Here is an 18,011-nt window from a genome sequence, read left to right on the forward strand (position 1 = left end):
GCCTTGTCGCGCTCCCGCCGGGTGCAGCAGCAGACGAACAATGCGCTACGCTCCAGTGCAGAACGAGAGCTCGAGCGCAAGCGATACACGGCGGCGCTCGCCGAACGGCAGTTCAACCGAGCTGATCCAGATAATCGGTTGGTCGCCTCGGAACTCGAGCGTCGATGGGAAGCGGCGCTAAACGACGTGCGCGCCGCCGAAGAGGCGCTTGCCCGACAGACGCCGCCCAAAGCCATCACACAAGTGGCCATAAGCAAGGAGCTCAACGACAAGGTCATCAGCCTCACCGGCCGCCTCCCGCAGATATGGGGTGACGAGACTATCTCGGATGCGCATCGCAAGGCGTTGTTGCGATGTCTCATCGAAAAGGTCGTTCTCGACCGCGGTGAGCGCGACTTGGCCCTGGCTAGGATCGTCTGGCGGGGAGGCGCCGTGACGGAGCTCGAAGTGAAGATGAGCGTCAACTCCGTCACCAGATTGACGCGAGGCACAGAGATGCGGGAACGCCTTCTGACGCTCGCTCGCGACGGCGTCCCAGACGACAAGATCGCCACAATCCTTACTCGGGAAGGTCACCGCTCTCCCCGTTGCGCCGATAAGGTGCTGCCTATCACCGTTGGGCGGCTCCGTCGTGCCGCCGCCATCAAGGTAACTGCCCAGCGCAGCCGATGGGAGCATGACGACTCATACCTCAGCCCGCCCGAACTGGCCCGAAGGCTCGAGATTCCAGTAAACTGGCTCTATGTTCAGATCCGAACCAAGCGTTTGCTAATTGATCGCCAGCCCAGCGGCGCCTATCTCTTCCCGAATACACCATCCGTTCTTCACGCCATCGGAGACCTTCGAAACCACGTCATCGCGCAACTTGATCTAAGAATCTGTCAGCCTAACAAGGAGGGGCATCAACATGGGTGATCGAACAGCGCTTCGAACTGCACGCGCGTCAGATGCATGACGCCGTCGCTGATCTGCGGCCACTCGAAACGACCATCGCGGCCAAGGCGCTTGTAGACCAAAACGAGGCCCGTGCCGTCCCATAGCAAAATCTTCAGCCGGTCGGCGCGCTTCGAACGAAAAACCACGATCAGGCCCGAATGCGGATCGAGCCCAAGCGTGTTTTGCACAAGACCGGCCAGCGCGTCGTGCCCACACCGGAAGTCAACAGGACGCACAGCAAGCACAATCCGCAGTCCCTGCGCCGGAATGATCATGCGCCGCGCTCGATCGCAGTCACGATCTCCGCGATCCGCACCGCCGACACGTCCGCATCCAGGCGGACCGAAACCTTGCCAATCGTAATCTCGACGGGCCCCTCGCTCTTGCCTGACGCCGCTGGATCGCTCAGCTCGATCGACACGAAATCCGCCGCGTCGTCCGTGACCAATGCGAGCCGGCCAGCACGCGCCAATCTGCGCCACGTCGTCAACTGCTGGGCCTTCACACCATAACGCCGTGCGACATCACATACCCGGGCGTCGGGCTTCATGCTCTCGAAAACAGCGCGCCCCTTGATCTCCGCAGACCATAACCGGCCTCCAGAACGCGTCCGGCGCGTAAGCTTCCCCACAAAGCCATCAGCTTCGGCTTCCTCCCCCGATTGTTCCATCGCCTTCAGTCTCCTCTCGGCTCTCTGACAAGCCAAGGATCGCAGAGCGAAAGCCGAAGCGAAACCAGTCAATCAAATGGGAGAAAAGCTCCGCTTACGAAGAACCGCATCCTGCTCGACAACTATTACCTACCCGGTGATCTCGAGCGTCAAGTAGGAGCCTTCGTCGAACGCTATAATCACGTCCGCTATCATGAGAGCATCGACAACCTCACGCCAGCCGATGTCTACTTCGGCAGGGCTGAGGCGATCCTCGCAGAACGAAACCGCATCAAGCGCGACACCATCGCGAACCGCCGCTTGCAGCATCAACTGCAGGTCACTTAAACTCTAACCCTGATGAACCAGAGCCTCCCTTCTCAAAAAGCCTGACCAGTCTCAAATTATCTGACGACGGACAAAAAGCTTCGAACGCTCAGGACATCCTTTGTGTTACGACCGTCGATATATCACGTCGGTTCGGGTTCCTGTAACGCTCGGCGAGACTCTTGAACACCTCCCCCATCTGATCTGACCGAACAGTAAACTCCCCATAGTTTGGGTCAAAGAGGGTCGTCATTCCATTCGATGTCGAGGTTGCGATTGTGTGTTTGCCACCTGCGGCGAAACGCAAGCCGAGCAAATAGACCGATGGATCGGCGGTGACTTCGTTCACTATTCGGGCAATGCGCGAAGATGAGCCAAAACTGTATCGCGTATGTTTGTCGGATGGCTCCAAACCCGCGCCACGCAACATTGCGCTTCTGGCCTGAAGGTTGTGAGAACCTCCCACCCCGTCGTTTCGCAACTGATTCTTGATTTCTTCATACCGCTGCTGCCGCATTGCCGCCGAGGCATGGCTTTGAGTGCCCGGATGCAGCGCACTCATTCGGGCTGAGGGGCTGCTGTGGAGATTGAGCAGCCACTCCGCGGCCAAACCGACGCAGATACCGTCGACATTGGCCCGAGGCAATTCAGCAGTCCTGTATTCGAACAAAGCACGGATCGGCCTTGCCGGAGAGGATGGATCGGAATCGGATGATAAAGAGGATGCGCTTGGATCTAAGCGGCCTGGACTGTAAACGTTTGCGTCCGAGGTATGTGGCCTGCTGCAGCAGCCGCCCATTTGGTCGAACAACTCCTCATCCGACAGGCTCTCCTGTTTGGCGCAATCCGTAAGTGCCTGCGCAAAGTTGCCACTGTCCGCCGACTGGCTCGGTCCGTCAGCCCGATTGGAGCCTATGGATTGTCCACTAACTCGATTATACATGATGGTTCGCCTGCCTCTTCAGCGCCCGTTTGCTCAGATCGAGTGCCGGCTAATGATGTTGCGACAAGCTGACGACGAGCTGACGAGCAGATAAGCCCGGAACTGTTATCGATCCATGTCCCGATGTTTGGCGAATATACGCTCGGCTTTGCGGTCGGCTGCATAGACATAGGCGATGCCGGCCGGATCGAGGTCGCCCCAGGACCTGTCGTCGGCGGCATAGGCCCAGAGCTGGCCGGTCTTGGTGCGCCCTCGACCGGGATCGAGCACCGGCGCCGTCGTCTCGTCGGCGAACAGCTTGGACCTCGCTCGAAGCACCGCAAGAAGGCGCTCATGCAACGGGCGCAGATGGAAGGCGGCATTCCCAACCCAGTCCGCCAGTGTCGATCGATCGAGAGTGATAGAGCTGGCGGGCATAGATCATTGACCTGCAGATAGTTAGACAAAACTGCCCCATGTCATTGATGTTTGATAGCCAGTTAGATGGCGATAAGTGCTCTAAGCGATTGTCATTCCTCAAGAAACATCAGCCTGAAAATCGCAGTGTCGGTGGTTCGATTCCGCCCCTGGGCACCATCCTGGTGTTTGCCCTCGTTCTCCGGCATCCGCTGACGCCAATCTCTCCGGCCTATTCCAGGAATGCCACGCATCGTGGCTGAGCGCGAACCTTGGTTCAGCGGGCGCGGTGCTGCTGACGATGCTCATTCATGGCTGCGCCCGCTTCAAGGCGGAATGCAACGATGATTTCCGCCCGCTCCAGGAGCCAAACCTCATCGTCGTCGCCATCGCGGTCGCCGTTCTGATGACGTTCTTCCAGTGGTTGATCACCACGGGCGGATGACGAGAGCGGCCGAATCAAGTTGCAGGGTTCGGCGATGCAACTTCAATCGGCGCGTGATATCCTCGTCTCGGGGGGATGGAATGGACTGTCCCTCCGCATCTGGAAGGACATGGCCATGACGTTGTCGTCACGCTTCGTTGCGCGTCCCGCTGTCACATTCCCATCGATTGCACTGTTGCTGTGCGGCCTGAGCGGCACGGCAATGTCTCAACCGACGCCCACCGAGACTCAGCTTCCCAGCATCACGGTCGACGCGCCGAGACAGGTGGCGAGGCCGCACAAGCCAACGCATCACGTGGCCATCCGCAGCACCGGGTATCGGACATCGCCAGTCACATCGCCAGCCACATCGACGGCCGCGGCGGCGCCGATGTCGGATGCCGCGAGGCTCGCCAAGCTCGAACGCGAAACGAGCAGCTGTGCCGGCGGTTGCCAATCGAGCTTCAAGACGGGAAATCAGCCCTGGGTCGGCTGCAACGCTTCGGGCGGCGTGTACTCCTTCACGTGCCGGAACGTCGGCAACTTCAAGACTTACGACGAGTGCAAGGAAGCCGGACGGGTCACCGGCTGGCGATCGGGCGAGACCTCGGCGTATTGCAGCAGCCTGGCGTTGAAGTAAGGGGCGGCTGGGGTTGAGGAGGCTCGTCGGCTAGGCTAGCCTCCTCCGATCGGACTGGGCACAGTCGCCCGCGTATCGATAATCACGGCGTGATCGCCGGTACCTATCATCGCACGCTGCGGTTCCGGTCGAAAACGCGACCAAGCCCAATAATGCTCAGTAGCGCTCCGTCAGAACTTCGAACCGACACCTCGATTGTCGATGCGAGAGCGATCCGGTGGGCAACCTGCAAACCCGCAAGACGAAGTCTGCCTTCTAACTCCCTTTGGGCCCGGGCGGTCCGATCGGGCCCGCAGGTCCGGCCGGCCCTGGAGGACCCGCTGGCCCGGGGAGGCCGCAATTCTGTATCACCACGTCTCTCGTATCTGGTCCGGACGTGATCTTCACGATACAAGTCGATGGAAACTCCGGTCCAATCCACCGAAATCCTCCGGTCGAAGTGCTCTCGACTTTCACGGTTTTGCTCGGACTGATCTTGATTTCCACGCTGGGCTCGCGGGGTCGTCTTACTCTTCCGACGATGACCAACTCGCCCTGCGATATGGTGGCGGTTGTTATGAATATTTCCGCATGCGCGCTTTCAGTCGACGCAATTGCAAAGCCAGCAATAAGAGCTCCGACGGTGCCAAAAGGCTTTGCGAACATCATGGGCCTCCCCGCTTCCCTCGCCGATGGTTAGGAGACCAGTTTGGTGCGAAGGCGCCCGTACTCGGTGTCGGTTATGGATCCCGATTTTTTGAGCTGATCGAGCTTGGAAAGCTCGTCGGCGACACTAAAGCCGACGATGTGCCGTAATTCCTCGCGCGCCCGCTGAGCCTGCTCAGCGCTGCGTTCCGCCATCCCCCTGCCTTGGGTGATGAGGTAGGCAAAGATGCCGAGGTAGGAGGTCAGAACAAGTGCAAGCACCCACAGTGCCTTACCCCATCCGGAAATGTCGTGGCGCCTGAACAGGTCGCCATAGATGACAATGAGCAGCCAGAACCAAACGACAAATGCGAATACAGCAATTATATCCATCAGGAAATTTCGATATGTGAATCCTTCCTGAGCGAAGAACATTGCGATCTCCTTATTGAGTTGCCGTTCTCGATCTTTTCTGTAAGCCAGTCGCACGGCCCGCGAAGGCTCAACGGCAGTACCGATGCGACACGCGGTGCGACCTTCCGCTGGTCGAGCGGTACCAGCAGTTGCCGTTCCTCCAATAATATCGATGCCAATGTTGATGTCGCCGGTGGGCGCCCGCGATGGCTCCGGCCGTCGCCCCTATGGCGGCGCCGCGGCGACCACCAACAGCACCACCGATGACGGCACCTCGAAGCGCACTCTGAGCAAATGATTCGCTGGAAGGGACCATTCCTGCGAACGAGAGCAGGATGACGAACAGTGCAAGCTTTCGCATCGGGGGCCTTCCCTTGATTGATCGCTTCTGCCATGCCGTGCCGCCGAATAGCTCCGAGCGGTGATTAGCGCCGCCGCGGAGCGGCATAGCGCGGGTTGATGCCGCAATATGCGTTCGTGCCAGAAGCAGCAGCCAGGCATTGCGAGCGGGTGGCGAACTGACAATTGCCCGGAAAGCCCCAATTGCGACCTCGCAGGCAGTATCGATCCGCCTCGGCAGCTCGGACTGGCTCCAAAAAAGCAAGGAATACAGCGGCAGTGAGTAACGTCAGCATCGGAGCGACACGATCCATATCGATCTCCGTGGATGGATGGAGGTGAATATACTGGCGGCGCGAGCGGAATACCGCCAGTAAAAGCCCTTGCCAGACGCTGGGGCGTTTATTGATGCTACCTGGCGCGAAAAGCGCTCATGCTATTCAGGCTCGGAACCGCTTGTAGGTAAACGTAACAATTGCCATTGCGTGTCCTTGAATGCGGACCGCTGGCCGGATGACGTACGGCTTTCGGATATCGAGCCCCGTTTGATCTGCGCCGCCTGCGGCAGGCGGGCGCCGATGTCGCGCCAGATGGAGCCGCAGAGACATGGTTCGGGGAGAACGATCCTGAGGGCGTGGCGTTTGAATATGAGGTTCTGAACCGGATCGGCCGCAGGACTATCTACGCCATGTTAGTAATCGTTGTGCTGCTGATCGACTGGTAGATTCTCGCACCGCTTTGAAGGAGTGAGACGTCGTCGCGCAAGGCCAATGAACCTTGCATACTTGTAACGAGGCGGACACCGAAGCGCCTTCTGGGGTAAATGCTGGCGGAATGTGAGGGCTTATAAAAGCCGACCCTGGCCCACGGGATTTACTCCGATGTTATTTCAAGCGGCGATTATTTGCCTGATCGTACTCAGCATCGGCGTTCTCGTCGCCCACGCGGTTGACGCTCTCAGAACGTAGCGAGCCCGCCAGCGTGAACCGGCGGGCCTCCATCTCGGTCTTCTCAGTTCACGCCCAGAGTCTGGCGTTGAAGTAGATGCGGCTGGGGTTGAGGAGGTTCGTCCGCTGGGCAGCCTCCTCCGATCGGACTGGGGTACAGTCGCCCGCGCATCGATCATCACGGCGTGATCGCCGATACATGTCATCGCACCGGCATGTCGCTCTCGCTCATACGAGCTGTTCGTCCGCTTGCGTCTTCTATCGCCCCGCCTTCGCCAAGCCCGCCAGGCTCGCCGCCAGCTCATCGCTTCGGAACGGCTTCGTCAGCCGCGACAGGTCCGGCGTGATGCCTTCGTTGTTGGCGTAGCCTGACACGACGAGGATCTGGAGCTCGGGATATTGATTGCGCAGCGCGAGGCCGAGGTCTGTGCCGCTCATGCCGGGCATCAAATGGTCGGTGACGAGCAGGTTCGGCCGCAGGCCTTCCCTGACGCGCTGAAGCGCGTCCTCCGCCGAGGCGGCTTCGACGACGTTGTAGCCGAGCTCGCCCAGCATCTCGGCGGTGCTCATGCGCACCAGCGGTTCGTCATCCACCAGCAGAGCCGTGCCGACGGGCTGTGGCCGCAGTTTTGATTGCGGGACGGCATCAATGGCGCTCGCGACGGCGTGGCTGACCGGCAGCCACAGCTCGACCGTCGTCCCCGCGCCCACGGCGCTCCTGATCGTCAGCGCGCCGCCGAGCTGTGACGCAAGGCCGTGGACCATCGAGAGACCGAGACCGGTGCCTCGCCCGACGCCCTTGGTCGAGAAGAACGGTTCGACGGCGTGGGCCAGCGTGAACTCGTCCATGCCGATGCCGGTATCGGCGACGGAGATGCAGACATAGGCGCCCGGTGCCAATTCCGAATTGTGAGAGTCTCCAACCGTCCGGGCCTTCGCCGAGATGCGCAGCTTGCCGCCGCCGGGCATGGCATCCCTGGCGTTCACGCTGAGGTTCAGGATCGCCATCTCGATCTGGTTGGGATCAGCCATGGCCGCAGGAAGGTCTTCCGGCGTGTCCACCGTCACCTGGATTTGCGGTCCGGTCGTGCTCGAGATCAGGTCTCCCATCTCGGCAACGAGGAGACCGATGTTGACGGGAATGGCCTGAAGCGGTTGCCGGCGCGCGAAAGCGAGCAGGCGCTGAACCAGCGTCTTGGCGCGCTCGGCCGCCTGTGCCGCGCCGGCGATGAGGCGATGCTCGCGCTCGCCGCCGATGCCCTTGCGCTGAAACAGGTCGAGCAGGCCGACGATCGGCGTGAGCAGATTGTTGAAGTCGTGCGCGACGCCGCCCGTGAGCTGGCCCATGGCCTCCATCTTCTGGGCCTGGCGGAGCGCCTCCTCGGCCTGCGCGAGTCGCGCCTGCTCCTCCAGGCGATCCGTCACGTCGACCCCGGTCAGGAACGCGCCGATCCGCGTGCCGTCCGGAGCGCGCAGCGCCTCGAACTTCATCTCGTAGACGCGGCGGTCGAACCGGGGATCGCCGAACTCATCGATGTTGGTGAAGGCTTCGCCGGCCAGCGCCCGGCTCCAGATCGCGGTCGCCGCAGCGAGATGCTCGGGCCGGTCGGCCAGAAATTCGTGCAGGGAATCGCCGATCTGCGGCCGCCTGCCGTAGATGCGCTGATAGGCATCGGCGCAGGACGTGTTGATCGCCAGCCAGCGATAATCGCGATCGAGCGCCTGGATCTGTCCGTCGGTGGTTTCCACGATCGTCGCCAGCAAATGACGCTCGGCGGTGCGTTCGGCGACGCGCTGCTCGAGGGTCGTGGTCAGCTCCCTGTATCGCGCTTCGCTCGCCCGCAGCCGCGTCTCGCCCAGTACGCGCTCCGTCGTCTCGGACACGATGCAAAGCACTCCGCCGACCGAGCCGTCATCGTCCCGTACGGCCGAGTAGGAGACGTCCCAGTAGCTGGTTTCGCCGTAGCCGTGGCGCTCGACGTAGAACGGACGATCCTTGGCGGCGAATGTCTTTCTGGTTCGGCGCACGCCCGACAGGAGCGGTTCGAGATCGTCCCACAGCTCCCCCCAGTTTTCGATCGCGGGGCGACCGAGGGCGCGGGGATGATTGGCGCCGATGCCCGGGGCGTAGGCGTCATTGTAGAGCGGACGAAGTCGGGCCCCCAGAACAGGACGATCTGGGCTTGCGCGGCCAGCAGCATGCTGACCGTCGTTTTCAGCGCCTGAGACCAATCGCGGGGATGACCGAGCGGTGAATCCGACCAGTCGCGGGCGCTCATCATCGCGCCCAGCTTGCCCCCGTCAGCGAGGAAGCCCAATTCAATCGACCGCCGAGCAGCCTTCTCAGACAGCACCGGATCCCCCGCTACGCGCGACACGGGCGTCCTTGCCCATTCGAGCCGGCTTTCGAGGGCTCGTGCTCAAGCGCAGATAACACCCGGCGCGCGCTCTGGTTCCATTCCAGTCGATTCCCGCCGTCCTTGTGCTATTGCTGCTCCCCGCAACTTGACGCGAGGTTCCCATGCTCCCCATTCCCGCCGACATCTTCACCGAGCCCGAGGACGTCTCGCCCGACGGCCTTGCCAATCTCGGCCCACTCCGCCGGCTCGCAGGGAGCTGGCAGGCGGACAAGGGCATCGACATCAATCCGAAGGCGGAGGGGCCGGAGCGGCGGACCTTCATCGAGCGCATCCGCATGGACCCGATCGACCCGCAGGCCAACGGGCCGCAGCTGTTTTACGGGCTGCGCTATCACATCCACATCAACACGCCCGAGGAAGACATCACCTTCCACGACCAGGTCGGCTACTGGCTGTGGGAGCCCGCGACCGGGCTGATCATGCAGACGCTCGCGATTCCGCGCGGACAGGTCTTGCTCGCCTCGGGCAAGGCCGGGCCGGATGACAGGAAGATATCGGTCACGGCGAAGCGCGGCGACACGGCTTACGGAATCTGCTCGACCGATTTCCTGGAACAGGCCTTCCGCACCGATTCCTATCGCTGCGACATCACCTTCAACGATGACGGAAGCTGGAGCTATCTGATCCAGACCGAGTTGTTCGTGCGCGGCGCGCCGTTCAATCATCACGACAGCAACACGCTGAAGCTCGTCGCGCCGCCAAAGCTCAATCCGCTGGCGGTGATCGTGAAGGATCGCGCCGGGCGCGATGGATCAGCGGCCTGAAGCGTACCCGGAGAATTGCATGAAGCCCTACGTCATTTGCCTGATGCATTCCAGCCTGGACGGCCGCACGCATCCCAGCCGCTGGCGGCCGAAGGGGGCGGGCACAGACTGGTTCGAGAAGATCCATGACGAACTCGGCGGCCACGCCTGGGTGATCGGCCGCGTCACCGGCTCCGAGTTCGCCAAGGGCAAGCCCTATCCCGAAACGGCGGGCGAGACATTTCCCCGCCAAAGCTGGTTCGCGCGGCGCGATGCCAAAACCTACGGCGTGGTGCTCGATGCACAGGGCAAGATCGGCTGGGGCCGGTCCGACATCGGCGGCGATCCGATCGTGGTGGTGCTGACCGAGAACGTGCCGGATTCGCATCTGGCGGGGCTGCGCGGCGAGGGTGTGTCCTATATCTTCGCCGGCAAGTCCGAGATCGACCTGGCGCTGACGCTGGACATCCTCAATCGCGAGTTAGGGGTGAAGCGCCTGCTGGTGGAGGGCGGCGGCGTCGCCAATGGCGCCTTCCTGCGCGCCGGCCTCATCGACGAATTCAACCTGATCCTCAGCCCCGCGATCGATGGCGCCAAGGGCGCACCCTTCGTGTTCGATTCGACGGACGCGGACAGCGACAAGCGCGCGCCGCTCGCCGCAATGACGCTGGAGAGCACGCGCGACCTCGGCGGTGGCGTTCTGCTGCTGCGGTATCTGATCAAGAACGACCCGCAAGCGATGCCCAAGTAAGGCATCGGCATGGGACAATTGGAGCACATCGTCATCGTCGGTGCCGGCGCGGCCGGGCTGATGGCGGCGCGCGAGCTGGCACGTGCGGGCAGGACGGTCACGATCCTGGAGGCGCGCGAGCGCTGCGGCGGGCGCATCGATCCGCTGCCGGCGTCGGAGTTCGGCTACCCCGCCGATGGCGGCGCCGAATTCGTCCATGGTGAGGCGCCGGTCACGCGCAAGCTGGTGCGCGAGGCGGGACTGTCGCTGCAGGAGATCGAAGGCACCCAGTGGAGTTTTGACGGCACGAGGCTCTCGCACGAACACCGTCACGATCCGCACGAGGCAGAGCTGTACGCCGCGCTGGGGGCGTTGAAGGATGACCTCACGGTTGCCGATTTCCTGCGCCGTCATTTTGCCGACCCCGAGTATGTTCAGCTGCGCCATTCGATCGAGCGCATGGTCGAGGGCTACGACGCCGCAGACCCCGAGCGCGCCTCGACGCTGGCGCTGCGCGAAGAATGGATGGACGGCGGGCATCACACCCAGGCGCGCATCGTCGGCGGCTACGGCGCGCTGATCGATTTTCTGGCGCGCGAGTGCCGCGGGCTTGGCGTGACGTTTCGCTTCGGCTGCGCGGTGTCGGCGATCGAGGAGACGGGCGGTGCGCTGGCCGTCCGCTGGGCCGGCGGCGACGCGCATGGCTGCGATCGCGCGATCCTCACCGTTCCGTTGCCGTTGCTGCGCGAGATCGCGCTTCCGGGACGCGCACGCGCGAAGGCTGCGGCAACTGACGATATCGGCTTCGGCAGCGTGATAAAGATCCTGCTGCGGTTCGCGCGGCCGTGGTGGCGCGAGCGAAACGAAGATCTCGCGGACATGACCTTCCTGCTGTCGGACCAGTCGATCCCGGTGTGGTGGACGCGGCATCCGGACCAGCATCCCGTGTTCACCGGCTGGTTCGGCGGGCCGCGGACGGCCGAGCTTGCGAAGCTCGATCGGCAGGGGTTGATCGATGCCGGGGTCGATTCGCTTGCGGCCATCTTCGGCGTGTCGCGGGACGACATCGCGCGCGATCTCGTGGCGGCTGCGGCGACCAACTGGCTGCACGATCCCTTCGCCCGCGGCGCCTATTCCTGGGCGACGCCGCGGACGCGCGAGGCCCGATCCTCGCGCGCGCCGACGGTCCGGTGCTGTTCTCCGGCGAAGCACTCTATCGCGGCCGCGACATGGGGACGGTCGAGGCGGCGCTGGCGAGCGGGCTGGAGACTGCGGAGATGATTTTGCGGGGATGAAAAAAGGCCCGCACAAGGCGGGCCTTATCGCTCACCAGCGGCCGCCGCCGAAGCTGAACGTCACGCCGGGACCTCCGCCACCATAATAGCCGTACGGTCCGCCGCCGTAATAGCCGTGGTGCCGCGGGTAATAGCCGTAGCTCCGGTAGTGCGGACGATAGTAGCCGTGGTGGTGATGGCGCCATTGGTGATGGCGATGGCCGTGGTGGTGGTGGTGCCTGTGCTGCGCGCTGATGTCGGTGGACTGGCCGGCTGGCGCGTTCTGCTTCGCGCTGGCCTTGCCCGCCGCGTTGGCCGTGGATCCGCCGGCGAGCGCCGCTGCACCCACAGCCATCGCGACAAAGAGATACTTCATGTCATCACTCCAGTTGAGAAGTCGCGTGATAACAGATGGCTGTCCGCTGCGTTCCGGCCAGTGCGGGCGTCGAAACGACGCAGACGAAATTCCGATCGACGTGTGAATGATGTGGCGCGATCTATTGTCGCATCGTTTCGAGCGAAGCGATCACGTCGGCGGCGCTGACGATGCGCGCAAATTCGCCGTTGAGATTCGACAGCGTCATCGCATGAATTTCTTCAGCCGAATGCTTGTCGCCATCTGGTCCGATCCGGTCGAAGGTCCAGGTCGCATCGCGCACGAGGCTCGCGTCGAAACCGAGATTGCCGGCCATCCGCGTCGTCGTCTCGACGCAATGATTGGTGGTGGCGCCGCAGATCACGAGCGTCGTGATGTTGTCTGCGCGCAGGCGCGTCTCGAGATCGGTGCCGATGAAGGCGCTGTTGACGCGCTTGACGATCACCGCCTCGCCCGGCGCTTCGCGCGCCTCGTCCTTGACCGCGTAGCCGGAACGCGACGGCAGGAACGTCGAGTTCGGCTTTGTGCCCTCGTGGCGGATGTGGAAGATCGGCGCGCCGCGCTTCCTGAATGCGGCGAGCAGATCGGCGATGTGCGCCACCGCGTCCGGATTGTTGCGCCGCTTGCCCGCCGCCTCCCATTCGTCGAACGCGCGCTGAACGTCGACGACGACGAGGGCGGGAAGGGGGCTGATCATGAGGAGCGGCTTTCAGACTTGCTTGCTGCGCGAAGTATGCGGGGCGACCGACATGACAGGCAATGTCGATTTTCCCTCGTTTCGCGACAGCTCTCGTGCCCCGGCTCTACGGAGCAGCGCTACGCGCTGCGCCGCATCCGGGACACGGAGAGCTGCGCGAGTGGGCCCTCACGGATGCGGGTCGGGAAACCCGTGGCGTTCGGAGAGCGCGGCGAGGATCGCGTCCTTGTCGGCAATGAAGGTGCGGTCGTGGTGGCTACCGTCTGGTGCGGCGACGTCGTCCCGTCGGCCAGCACGAGCAGCGGCAGCGACTGGTTCTCTTCGCCGACCAGCGCGATCACCGACAGCCTTGGGCGCGGCCATGCGATCCGCTCAACGTCGAGCTTTTCGGCGAGCTGCGGAAACGAGGCGAGCACGCCCTCGATCAGCGCGCAATGCCAGCAATAGAAGCGCTGGCCCGGAAAGGCGGGATCCTCGAAACCAGGGCGCAGCAGAAACAGGCGGTCGCGCGTCATGAATCGCTCCAAAGCATGGCGCGATCATACATGCCGGCAGCAGCGGATGATGCCGTTACTTGAACGGATCCTGGATCGATGGCGACGATTGCCGGATGCGGCGTACGCTCACCGGCTTGCCGTCGGAGACGAACAGCAGCTCGTACCGGCGGCCCTCGCTGTCGGTCGCCGTGCAGGTGACGTCGGTGACCTTCCTTGCGGCGAAATTGCCGGTCTGGCGGCAGACGCCGGTCGAGGTCTGCTCGCCCGGCACCGGCAGGCCGTCGACCTTGGGTCGGTCCTTGGAATTGAGCAGCATGCGGTCGATTCGCAGCTCGTAGGAATTGTCGTCCGCGCGCTGGCCGTTCTCGCCGGAGAACGACACGACGTGGTTGGCGTCGGAGGGGTCGTCGACGGCGACTGCGAAATTGACCCGGCCCTTGTCGCCATGGGCGTAAGCCACTGTCTTGCAAGCGAAGGTGCGCCCCGCAACCTTCAGCGTCTTGCAGTGGCCCGACATCAGCGCCAGCAGGTCGATAAAGGCGTTTTGCGCCGGCGGGTTGTTGACGGGAATGGGCGCGGAAGACTCGGCGAAACAAGGGCTTGCGAGAGTCGCGAGGGCCGCGGCGAGGACCGGTCGGCGGAGGCGCATCATCAGGCTCGTATGCCAGGGGGCCACGGCGGCGGGAAAGCTCCGCTCAACAACGAGCGAACCACAAATTGGTTGCGATCCCGTTTGTTCAGCTAAACCCGACTGGAATACCACCGCACCACCCATCGGCGATTCATCCGATCGCCCCATCCCGTCCTAGCAGGCCACTTGCTGCCAGACCGATGTTTTTTTCGTGGCAGAGCTAGACGGTCGCCGCCTGCCAGCGCGCATCGCGCAAGGACGGCCGGCGGTGCAGGCGGGCATCGAGCAGCGCGCGGGCGCGGGGCAGCTCGCCGCTGCGCATGAGCGCGACGATGTAGGTATCCTCGATCAGTTCGCGCTGGGCATGGCTGCCGCCGATGCGCACGACCTCGCCGAGGACGGGCGCGAGCGTTTGCACGCATGAGGTGTAATCCTCGCGGGCAAAGGCCACGAGCGCACGGCAGATCGCCGGCACCACGGGACCGGCCGGCAGCTTGCCGTCGCCGAGCCGCTGCTCGATCGCCGCGAGGCGCGCGGCGAGCGCCTCCTGGTTCTGCGTCGCCGCAGCGAACAGCGCCATGTGGACGTCGGCAAACGGCAGACTCGATTTCGGAAACAGTTTTTGCGCGGTGGCATCGGCCTCGAGCCAGAGCGCTTCCGGCACGGCGTGGCCGTAAGCCGACAGGCGCCAGAGCAGTGAGGCGCCGTCGGTGACGACGTTGAGCGGCGGCGCCTTCGTGGCGGAGGGCCGAAGCTCGTCGGCATAGATCGCAAGCGCGCGCGCCGCATCGCCATGCTCGAGCGCGCCGAGCGCCTGGTGCCAGCGGATATGGCCGTGCAGGATGCCGGTGCGGTCGTAAGAGGGGATCCACTCGTCGACGAGACGATCAGCCGCGTCGATCGAGCCGTCCTCGAACATCGCATGCAGCACGGCGTGCGCGGCGTGGGCGTTCTGACGGCGCAGGTCGAAGCCACGCTCGGTGACGCCGCGACCGCGCGCGACGTCGCCATTCTCGGTCATGGCCCAGCCGGACATGGTGAGAAACCACCAGTCCTCGCCATAATGCTGCGCGACGCGCTCGCACAGCTCGTGCCGGGCGCGGTCGTGATCGGGCATGCCGGAGAACGCGAACAGGCCGAACGCGCCGAGCGGCAGCGACAGCACCACAGCGTCGCGCGGCCACGCGTCGATGTGCTTCAGCGTCGATGCGATCGCCTCGGGCAGCCGGCCCTCGATCGCAAGCGCCAGCGTCTCGACATGCGAGCGCTCGCGTTCCGTGCCGCGTTTCGCTGTGAGCTCGCGCGCGCGTGCCGCCTTCTGCCGGGCGAGATCGCCCTGCTGATAGAAGGCATGCACGCGGGCGCGGGCGATATGGGGCAGCGCGAAATCCGGATCGGCCGCAATCGCGCGTTCCAGCGCCTCCGCCGTGCCGGTCCAGCCGGCCAGCATGAGATCGACGCCTTCGCGATAGGCGCTTGCCGCCTCGTGCGAAGACGTCGAGAGCGAAAGGCCGTAGCGGTCTTCGTGCGCCGTCATCGTCTTCAGCTCTCAAGCCGTCCGCGCGCGGCGTCCCTCGATCGGATAGGCGGGGTCGTTGTAGCCCGGCGTCGAGGGATGGCCCGGCACGACCAGCCGGTCGATCAGCGCCTCGTCATCCGCCGTGAAGCGGTAGTCGAGCGCGCGGATGTAGCCGTCCCACTGCTCCTCGGTGCGTGGGCCGGCGACGATCGAGCTGACAAAGGTGGAGTTCAGCACCCAGGCGACCGCGAACTGGCCGGCGGTGATGCCTTTCGTCTCGGCGTGGGTCTTGATCTCCTGCGCGAGCTGGAGCGATTCCGGCCGCCATTCGGTCTGCATCATGCGGGTGTCGTTGCGGCCGGCGCGTGTCTCCTTGTCCGGCGCGGCGTCGGGCTTGTACTTGCCGGTGAGCACGCCGCGCGCCAGCGGGCTGTAGGGCACGATGCCGAGGCCATAATAGGAGCACGCCGGGAAGTGCTCGACCTCGGGCATGCGGTTCATGGCGTTGTAATAAGGCTGGCTCACCGCGGGCCGGTCGATGCCGAGCCGGTCGCAGATGTTGCAGATCTCGGCGACGCGCCAGGCGCGGTAGTTCGAGACGCCGAAATAGCGCACCTTGCCGGCGCGGATCAAATCGCCCATCGCGCGCACCGTTTCCTCCAGCGGCGTCGCATGGTCTTCCTTGTGCAGATAGTAGATGTCGATGTGGTCGGTGCCGAGCCGCTTCAGGCTCTCATCGGCGGCCTGCAACACCCAGCGCCGCGACAGGCCGACACGGTTGGGATCGTCGCCCATACCAGTGTTCATGGGGTTGGCGAGTTTCGTGGCGAGCACCCAGGCGTGCCGGTTGTTGCCGATCGCGCGGCCGACCACCTCCTCGGAGCCGCCCTTCGAATAGGCATCCGCCGTGTCGATGAAATTGATCCCGGCCTCATGCGCCTTGGCGATGATCCGATTTGATGCGGCTTCATCGGTCGGCCCGCCGAACATCATGGTGCCCAGACAGATCGGCGAAACTTTCAGGCCGGTGCGGCCGAGCTGGCGGTATTGCATGGGCTGTTTCCTCAACGCTATCGAAGCTGGCAGCATAGCCAGCTAATTCCGTCATTGCGAGCGCAGCGAAGCAATCCAGAGATGCATCCGCGGAAAGATACTGGATTGCTTCGCTGCGCTCGCAATGACGAGATTGGGGAGGGCGCTTGCCGCACTCTCAGCTGTCATCGCCCGCGAAGGCGGGCGATCCAGTATTCCAGAGACGGCTGTGATTGAGCCGAGAGGCTGCGGCGTACTGGGTCGCCCGGTCAAGCCGGGCGACGACAGCGGTGGGTGTAGTTAGAGCGGCAGCCCGACCGCGCGACGCTACCCCGGCCCCTTCAAGATCTTGAACACGCCATTCGCCATCACGATGCAGCGACCACCCACCGTCACTTCGGTGCTCATGAAGATGAGGCTGCGCGTCGAGCGCACCACGCGCGGGCGGGAGATCAGGATGTCGCCGATCTGGCCGGCCTCGACGAAATGGGTATCGAGCTGCACCGTCGCCATGAACTCCTTGCCGGAAACGTAACGGGCGGTCATGCCGCAGGTGCGGTCCGCGAACGTCATCATCACGCCGCCCTGGACCATGCCGCGGCGATTGTGGTGCTTGTCCTCGGTGGCGAGCGCGAATTCGTAATGGCCGTCGACCTCGCGCTCCCACAAGGGGCCGATCAGGTGCAGGAAGCCCGTGGTCTCCAGGATGCTCCAGCCGTCCGATTTGAGCCTTGCGGCGGCCTTGTTGGTCATGTCGTCGTCCATTGCTGCGCGGGCGTTGCGAGCTCATTTCATCGGGGCCTGACGTGGTGTAGTCAAGCATCATGAGACCGTTCGACGATGCCACACGGCGGAATATCGCGGCTGCCTGCGCGGCCTTCACGCGCCTGCCGGAGGATGATGCGCCGGCCGCATTGAAACGCGCCGCGGTGGCGGTCGCGCTGACCGCGGCGAGTGACGGCGATGACACCGCATTCCTGCTCACGCTGCGCGCGTCACACCTGCGCGCCCATCGCGGCCAATGGGCCTTGCCGGGTGGCCGCTGCGATGCCGGCGAGACGCCGGTCGAGGCGGCGCTGCGCGAGCTTGATGAGGAGCTTGGCCTCCGCCTCACGCACGCGGAGGTGCTCGGCACGCTCGATGATTATCCGACCCGCTCCGGCTATCTGATCACGCCGGTGGTGGTCTGGACGGCCGACAGTGCCGCGATCCGGCCGAACCCGGATGAGGTCGCCTCGGTCCACCACATCGCGCTCGCCACGATCGAGCATGAAGACGCGTTCGACTTCATCGCGATTCCCGAAAGCTCCCGCCGCGTGATCCGCTTCCATCACGAGACGAGCCTGATTCACGCGCCGACCGCGGCGCTGATCTACCAGTTCCGCGAGGTGCTGGCGGGACGTCACACCCGGGTCACCGAGCTGGAACAACCGGTGTTCGCCTGGAAGTGACG

Annotated in this window: 18 protein-coding genes and 5 pseudogenes; 9 read left to right on the plus strand and 14 right to left on the minus strand. The window is 63.8% G+C overall.

The window, feature by feature from the left end; genetic code table 11:
- The first annotated feature begins 3 nt into the window (after positions 1–3).
- Complete coding sequence (locus J4G43_RS06010; protein ID WP_060910936.1) at positions 4–915, plus strand: hypothetical protein; 912 nt, start codon at positions 4–6, stop codon at positions 913–915.
- On the opposite strand, the gene tnpB is transcribed toward J4G43_RS06010, so the two are convergent.
- Both tnpB and J4G43_RS06020 read right to left on the minus strand, forming a co-directional pair.
- Positions 903–1,211: an IS66 family insertion sequence element accessory protein TnpB gene (tnpB, locus tag J4G43_RS06015; RefSeq protein ID WP_060907863.1), complete on the minus strand. Its 309-nt coding sequence runs from the start codon at positions 1,209–1,211 to the stop codon at positions 903–905. The genes J4G43_RS06010 and tnpB overlap by 13 nt on opposite strands.
- Complete coding sequence (locus J4G43_RS06020) at positions 1,208–1,606, minus strand: transposase (protein WP_225004662.1); 399 nt, start codon at positions 1,604–1,606, stop codon at positions 1,208–1,210. Before J4G43_RS06020 ends, tnpB begins: the two co-directional genes overlap by 4 nt.
- A gap of 99 nt (positions 1,607–1,705) precedes the next feature.
- Between J4G43_RS06020 and J4G43_RS06025 the strand changes: the two are divergent.
- Positions 1,706–1,933 (plus strand): annotated as a pseudogene (locus tag J4G43_RS06025) (IS3 family transposase); the annotation flags it as partial.
- Positions 1,934–2,021: 88 nt separating this feature from the next.
- Here J4G43_RS06025 and J4G43_RS06030 read toward each other — a convergent pair.
- Together J4G43_RS06030 and J4G43_RS06035 are read right to left on the minus strand one after the other, a co-directional pair.
- Positions 2,022–2,582: a YopT-type cysteine protease domain-containing protein gene (locus tag J4G43_RS06030; protein WP_249163594.1), complete on the minus strand. Its 561-nt coding sequence runs from the start codon at positions 2,580–2,582 to the stop codon at positions 2,022–2,024.
- Positions 2,583–2,993: 411 nt separating this feature from the next.
- A pseudogene (locus J4G43_RS06035) lies at positions 2,994–3,285 on the minus strand (IS66 family transposase); the annotation flags it as partial.
- A 255-nt stretch (positions 3,286–3,540) separates the two neighbouring features.
- On the opposite strand from J4G43_RS06035, the gene J4G43_RS06040 reads away from it, so the two are divergent.
- Both J4G43_RS06040 and J4G43_RS06045 read left to right on the plus strand, forming a co-directional pair.
- Positions 3,541–3,696, plus strand: a complete 156-nt coding sequence (locus J4G43_RS06040) for a hypothetical protein (RefSeq protein ID WP_155794856.1) — start codon at positions 3,541–3,543, stop codon at positions 3,694–3,696.
- Between the two features lie 19 nt (positions 3,697–3,715).
- On the plus strand, positions 3,716–4,315 hold the full coding sequence (locus J4G43_RS06045; protein WP_228411344.1) for a hypothetical protein: 600 nt from the start codon (positions 3,716–3,718) through the stop codon (positions 4,313–4,315).
- A 675-nt stretch (positions 4,316–4,990) separates the two neighbouring features.
- On the opposite strand, the gene J4G43_RS06050 is transcribed toward J4G43_RS06045, so the two are convergent.
- Positions 4,991–5,374, minus strand: coding sequence for a PLDc N-terminal domain-containing protein (locus tag J4G43_RS06050; RefSeq protein WP_028147401.1), 384 nt, complete (start codon positions 5,372–5,374; stop codon positions 4,991–4,993).
- Between the two features lie 151 nt (positions 5,375–5,525).
- Between J4G43_RS06050 and J4G43_RS55260 the strand changes: the two genes are divergently transcribed.
- Positions 5,526–5,651, plus strand: a complete 126-nt coding sequence (locus J4G43_RS55260; RefSeq protein WP_256461470.1) for a hypothetical protein — start codon at positions 5,526–5,528, stop codon at positions 5,649–5,651.
- A gap of 127 nt (positions 5,652–5,778) precedes the next feature.
- Here J4G43_RS55260 and J4G43_RS06055 read toward each other — a convergent pair whose 3' ends face one another.
- Positions 5,779–6,006, minus strand: coding sequence for a DUF3551 domain-containing protein (locus tag J4G43_RS06055; RefSeq protein ID WP_208084239.1), 228 nt, complete (start codon positions 6,004–6,006; stop codon positions 5,779–5,781).
- A gap of 891 nt (positions 6,007–6,897) precedes the next feature.
- A pseudogene (locus J4G43_RS06060) lies at positions 6,898–9,017 on the minus strand (ATP-binding protein).
- A gap of 143 nt (positions 9,018–9,160) precedes the next feature.
- Here J4G43_RS06060 and J4G43_RS06065 point away from each other — a divergent pair.
- The 3 genes and pseudogenes from J4G43_RS06065 to J4G43_RS06075 all read left to right on the plus strand — a co-directional run bounded on the left by J4G43_RS06065 (position 9,161) and on the right by J4G43_RS06075 (position 11,827).
- Positions 9,161–9,823, plus strand: coding sequence for an FABP family protein (locus J4G43_RS06065; RefSeq protein WP_063985871.1), 663 nt, complete (start codon positions 9,161–9,163; stop codon positions 9,821–9,823).
- A 19-nt stretch (positions 9,824–9,842) separates the two neighbouring features.
- Positions 9,843–10,553: a RibD family protein gene (locus J4G43_RS06070; RefSeq protein WP_208084240.1), complete on the plus strand. Its 711-nt coding sequence runs from the start codon at positions 9,843–9,845 to the stop codon at positions 10,551–10,553.
- Positions 10,554–10,562: 9 nt separating this feature from the next.
- Positions 10,563–11,827, plus strand: a pseudogene (locus tag J4G43_RS06075) (flavin monoamine oxidase family protein).
- Positions 11,828–11,858: 31 nt separating this feature from the next.
- On the opposite strand, the gene J4G43_RS06080 reads toward J4G43_RS06075, so the two are convergent.
- The 7 genes and pseudogenes from J4G43_RS06080 to J4G43_RS06110 all read right to left on the minus strand — a co-directional run bounded on the left by J4G43_RS06080 (position 11,859) and on the right by J4G43_RS06110 (position 17,311).
- Positions 11,859–12,182, minus strand: a complete 324-nt coding sequence (locus tag J4G43_RS06080; protein ID WP_028159156.1) for a hypothetical protein — start codon at positions 12,180–12,182, stop codon at positions 11,859–11,861.
- Positions 12,183–12,303: 121 nt separating this feature from the next.
- Complete coding sequence (locus J4G43_RS06085; protein ID WP_208084241.1) at positions 12,304–12,879, minus strand: cysteine hydrolase family protein; 576 nt, start codon at positions 12,877–12,879, stop codon at positions 12,304–12,306.
- Positions 12,880–13,047: 168 nt separating this feature from the next.
- A pseudogene (locus J4G43_RS06090) lies at positions 13,048–13,394 on the minus strand (DUF3088 domain-containing protein).
- A 55-nt stretch (positions 13,395–13,449) separates the two neighbouring features.
- The gene (locus J4G43_RS06095; protein WP_208084242.1) at positions 13,450–14,025 is read right to left on the minus strand and encodes a hypothetical protein; all 576 of its coding nucleotides are present in this window, start codon (positions 14,023–14,025) and stop codon (positions 13,450–13,452) included.
- 202 nt (positions 14,026–14,227) lie between these two features.
- Positions 14,228–15,544, minus strand: a complete 1,317-nt coding sequence (locus tag J4G43_RS06100; RefSeq protein ID WP_208084243.1) for a tetratricopeptide repeat protein — start codon at positions 15,542–15,544, stop codon at positions 14,228–14,230.
- Positions 15,545–15,556: 12 nt separating this feature from the next.
- Positions 15,557–16,579, minus strand: a complete 1,023-nt coding sequence (locus J4G43_RS06105; RefSeq protein WP_208084244.1) for an aldo/keto reductase — start codon at positions 16,577–16,579, stop codon at positions 15,557–15,559.
- Between the two features lie 306 nt (positions 16,580–16,885).
- The gene (locus J4G43_RS06110) at positions 16,886–17,311 is read right to left on the minus strand and encodes a PaaI family thioesterase (RefSeq protein WP_208084245.1); all 426 of its coding nucleotides are present in this window, start codon (positions 17,309–17,311) and stop codon (positions 16,886–16,888) included.
- Positions 17,312–17,382: 71 nt separating this feature from the next.
- Between J4G43_RS06110 and J4G43_RS06115 the strand changes: the two genes are divergently transcribed.
- On the plus strand, positions 17,383–18,009 hold the full coding sequence (locus J4G43_RS06115; protein ID WP_208084246.1) for an NUDIX hydrolase: 627 nt from the start codon (positions 17,383–17,385) through the stop codon (positions 18,007–18,009).
- Positions 18,010–18,011 lie beyond the last annotated feature (2 nt).

Source organism: Bradyrhizobium barranii subsp. barranii, from assembly GCF_017565645.3.
GTDB classification, from domain to species: Bacteria; Pseudomonadota; Alphaproteobacteria; order Rhizobiales; family Xanthobacteraceae; genus Bradyrhizobium; species Bradyrhizobium barranii.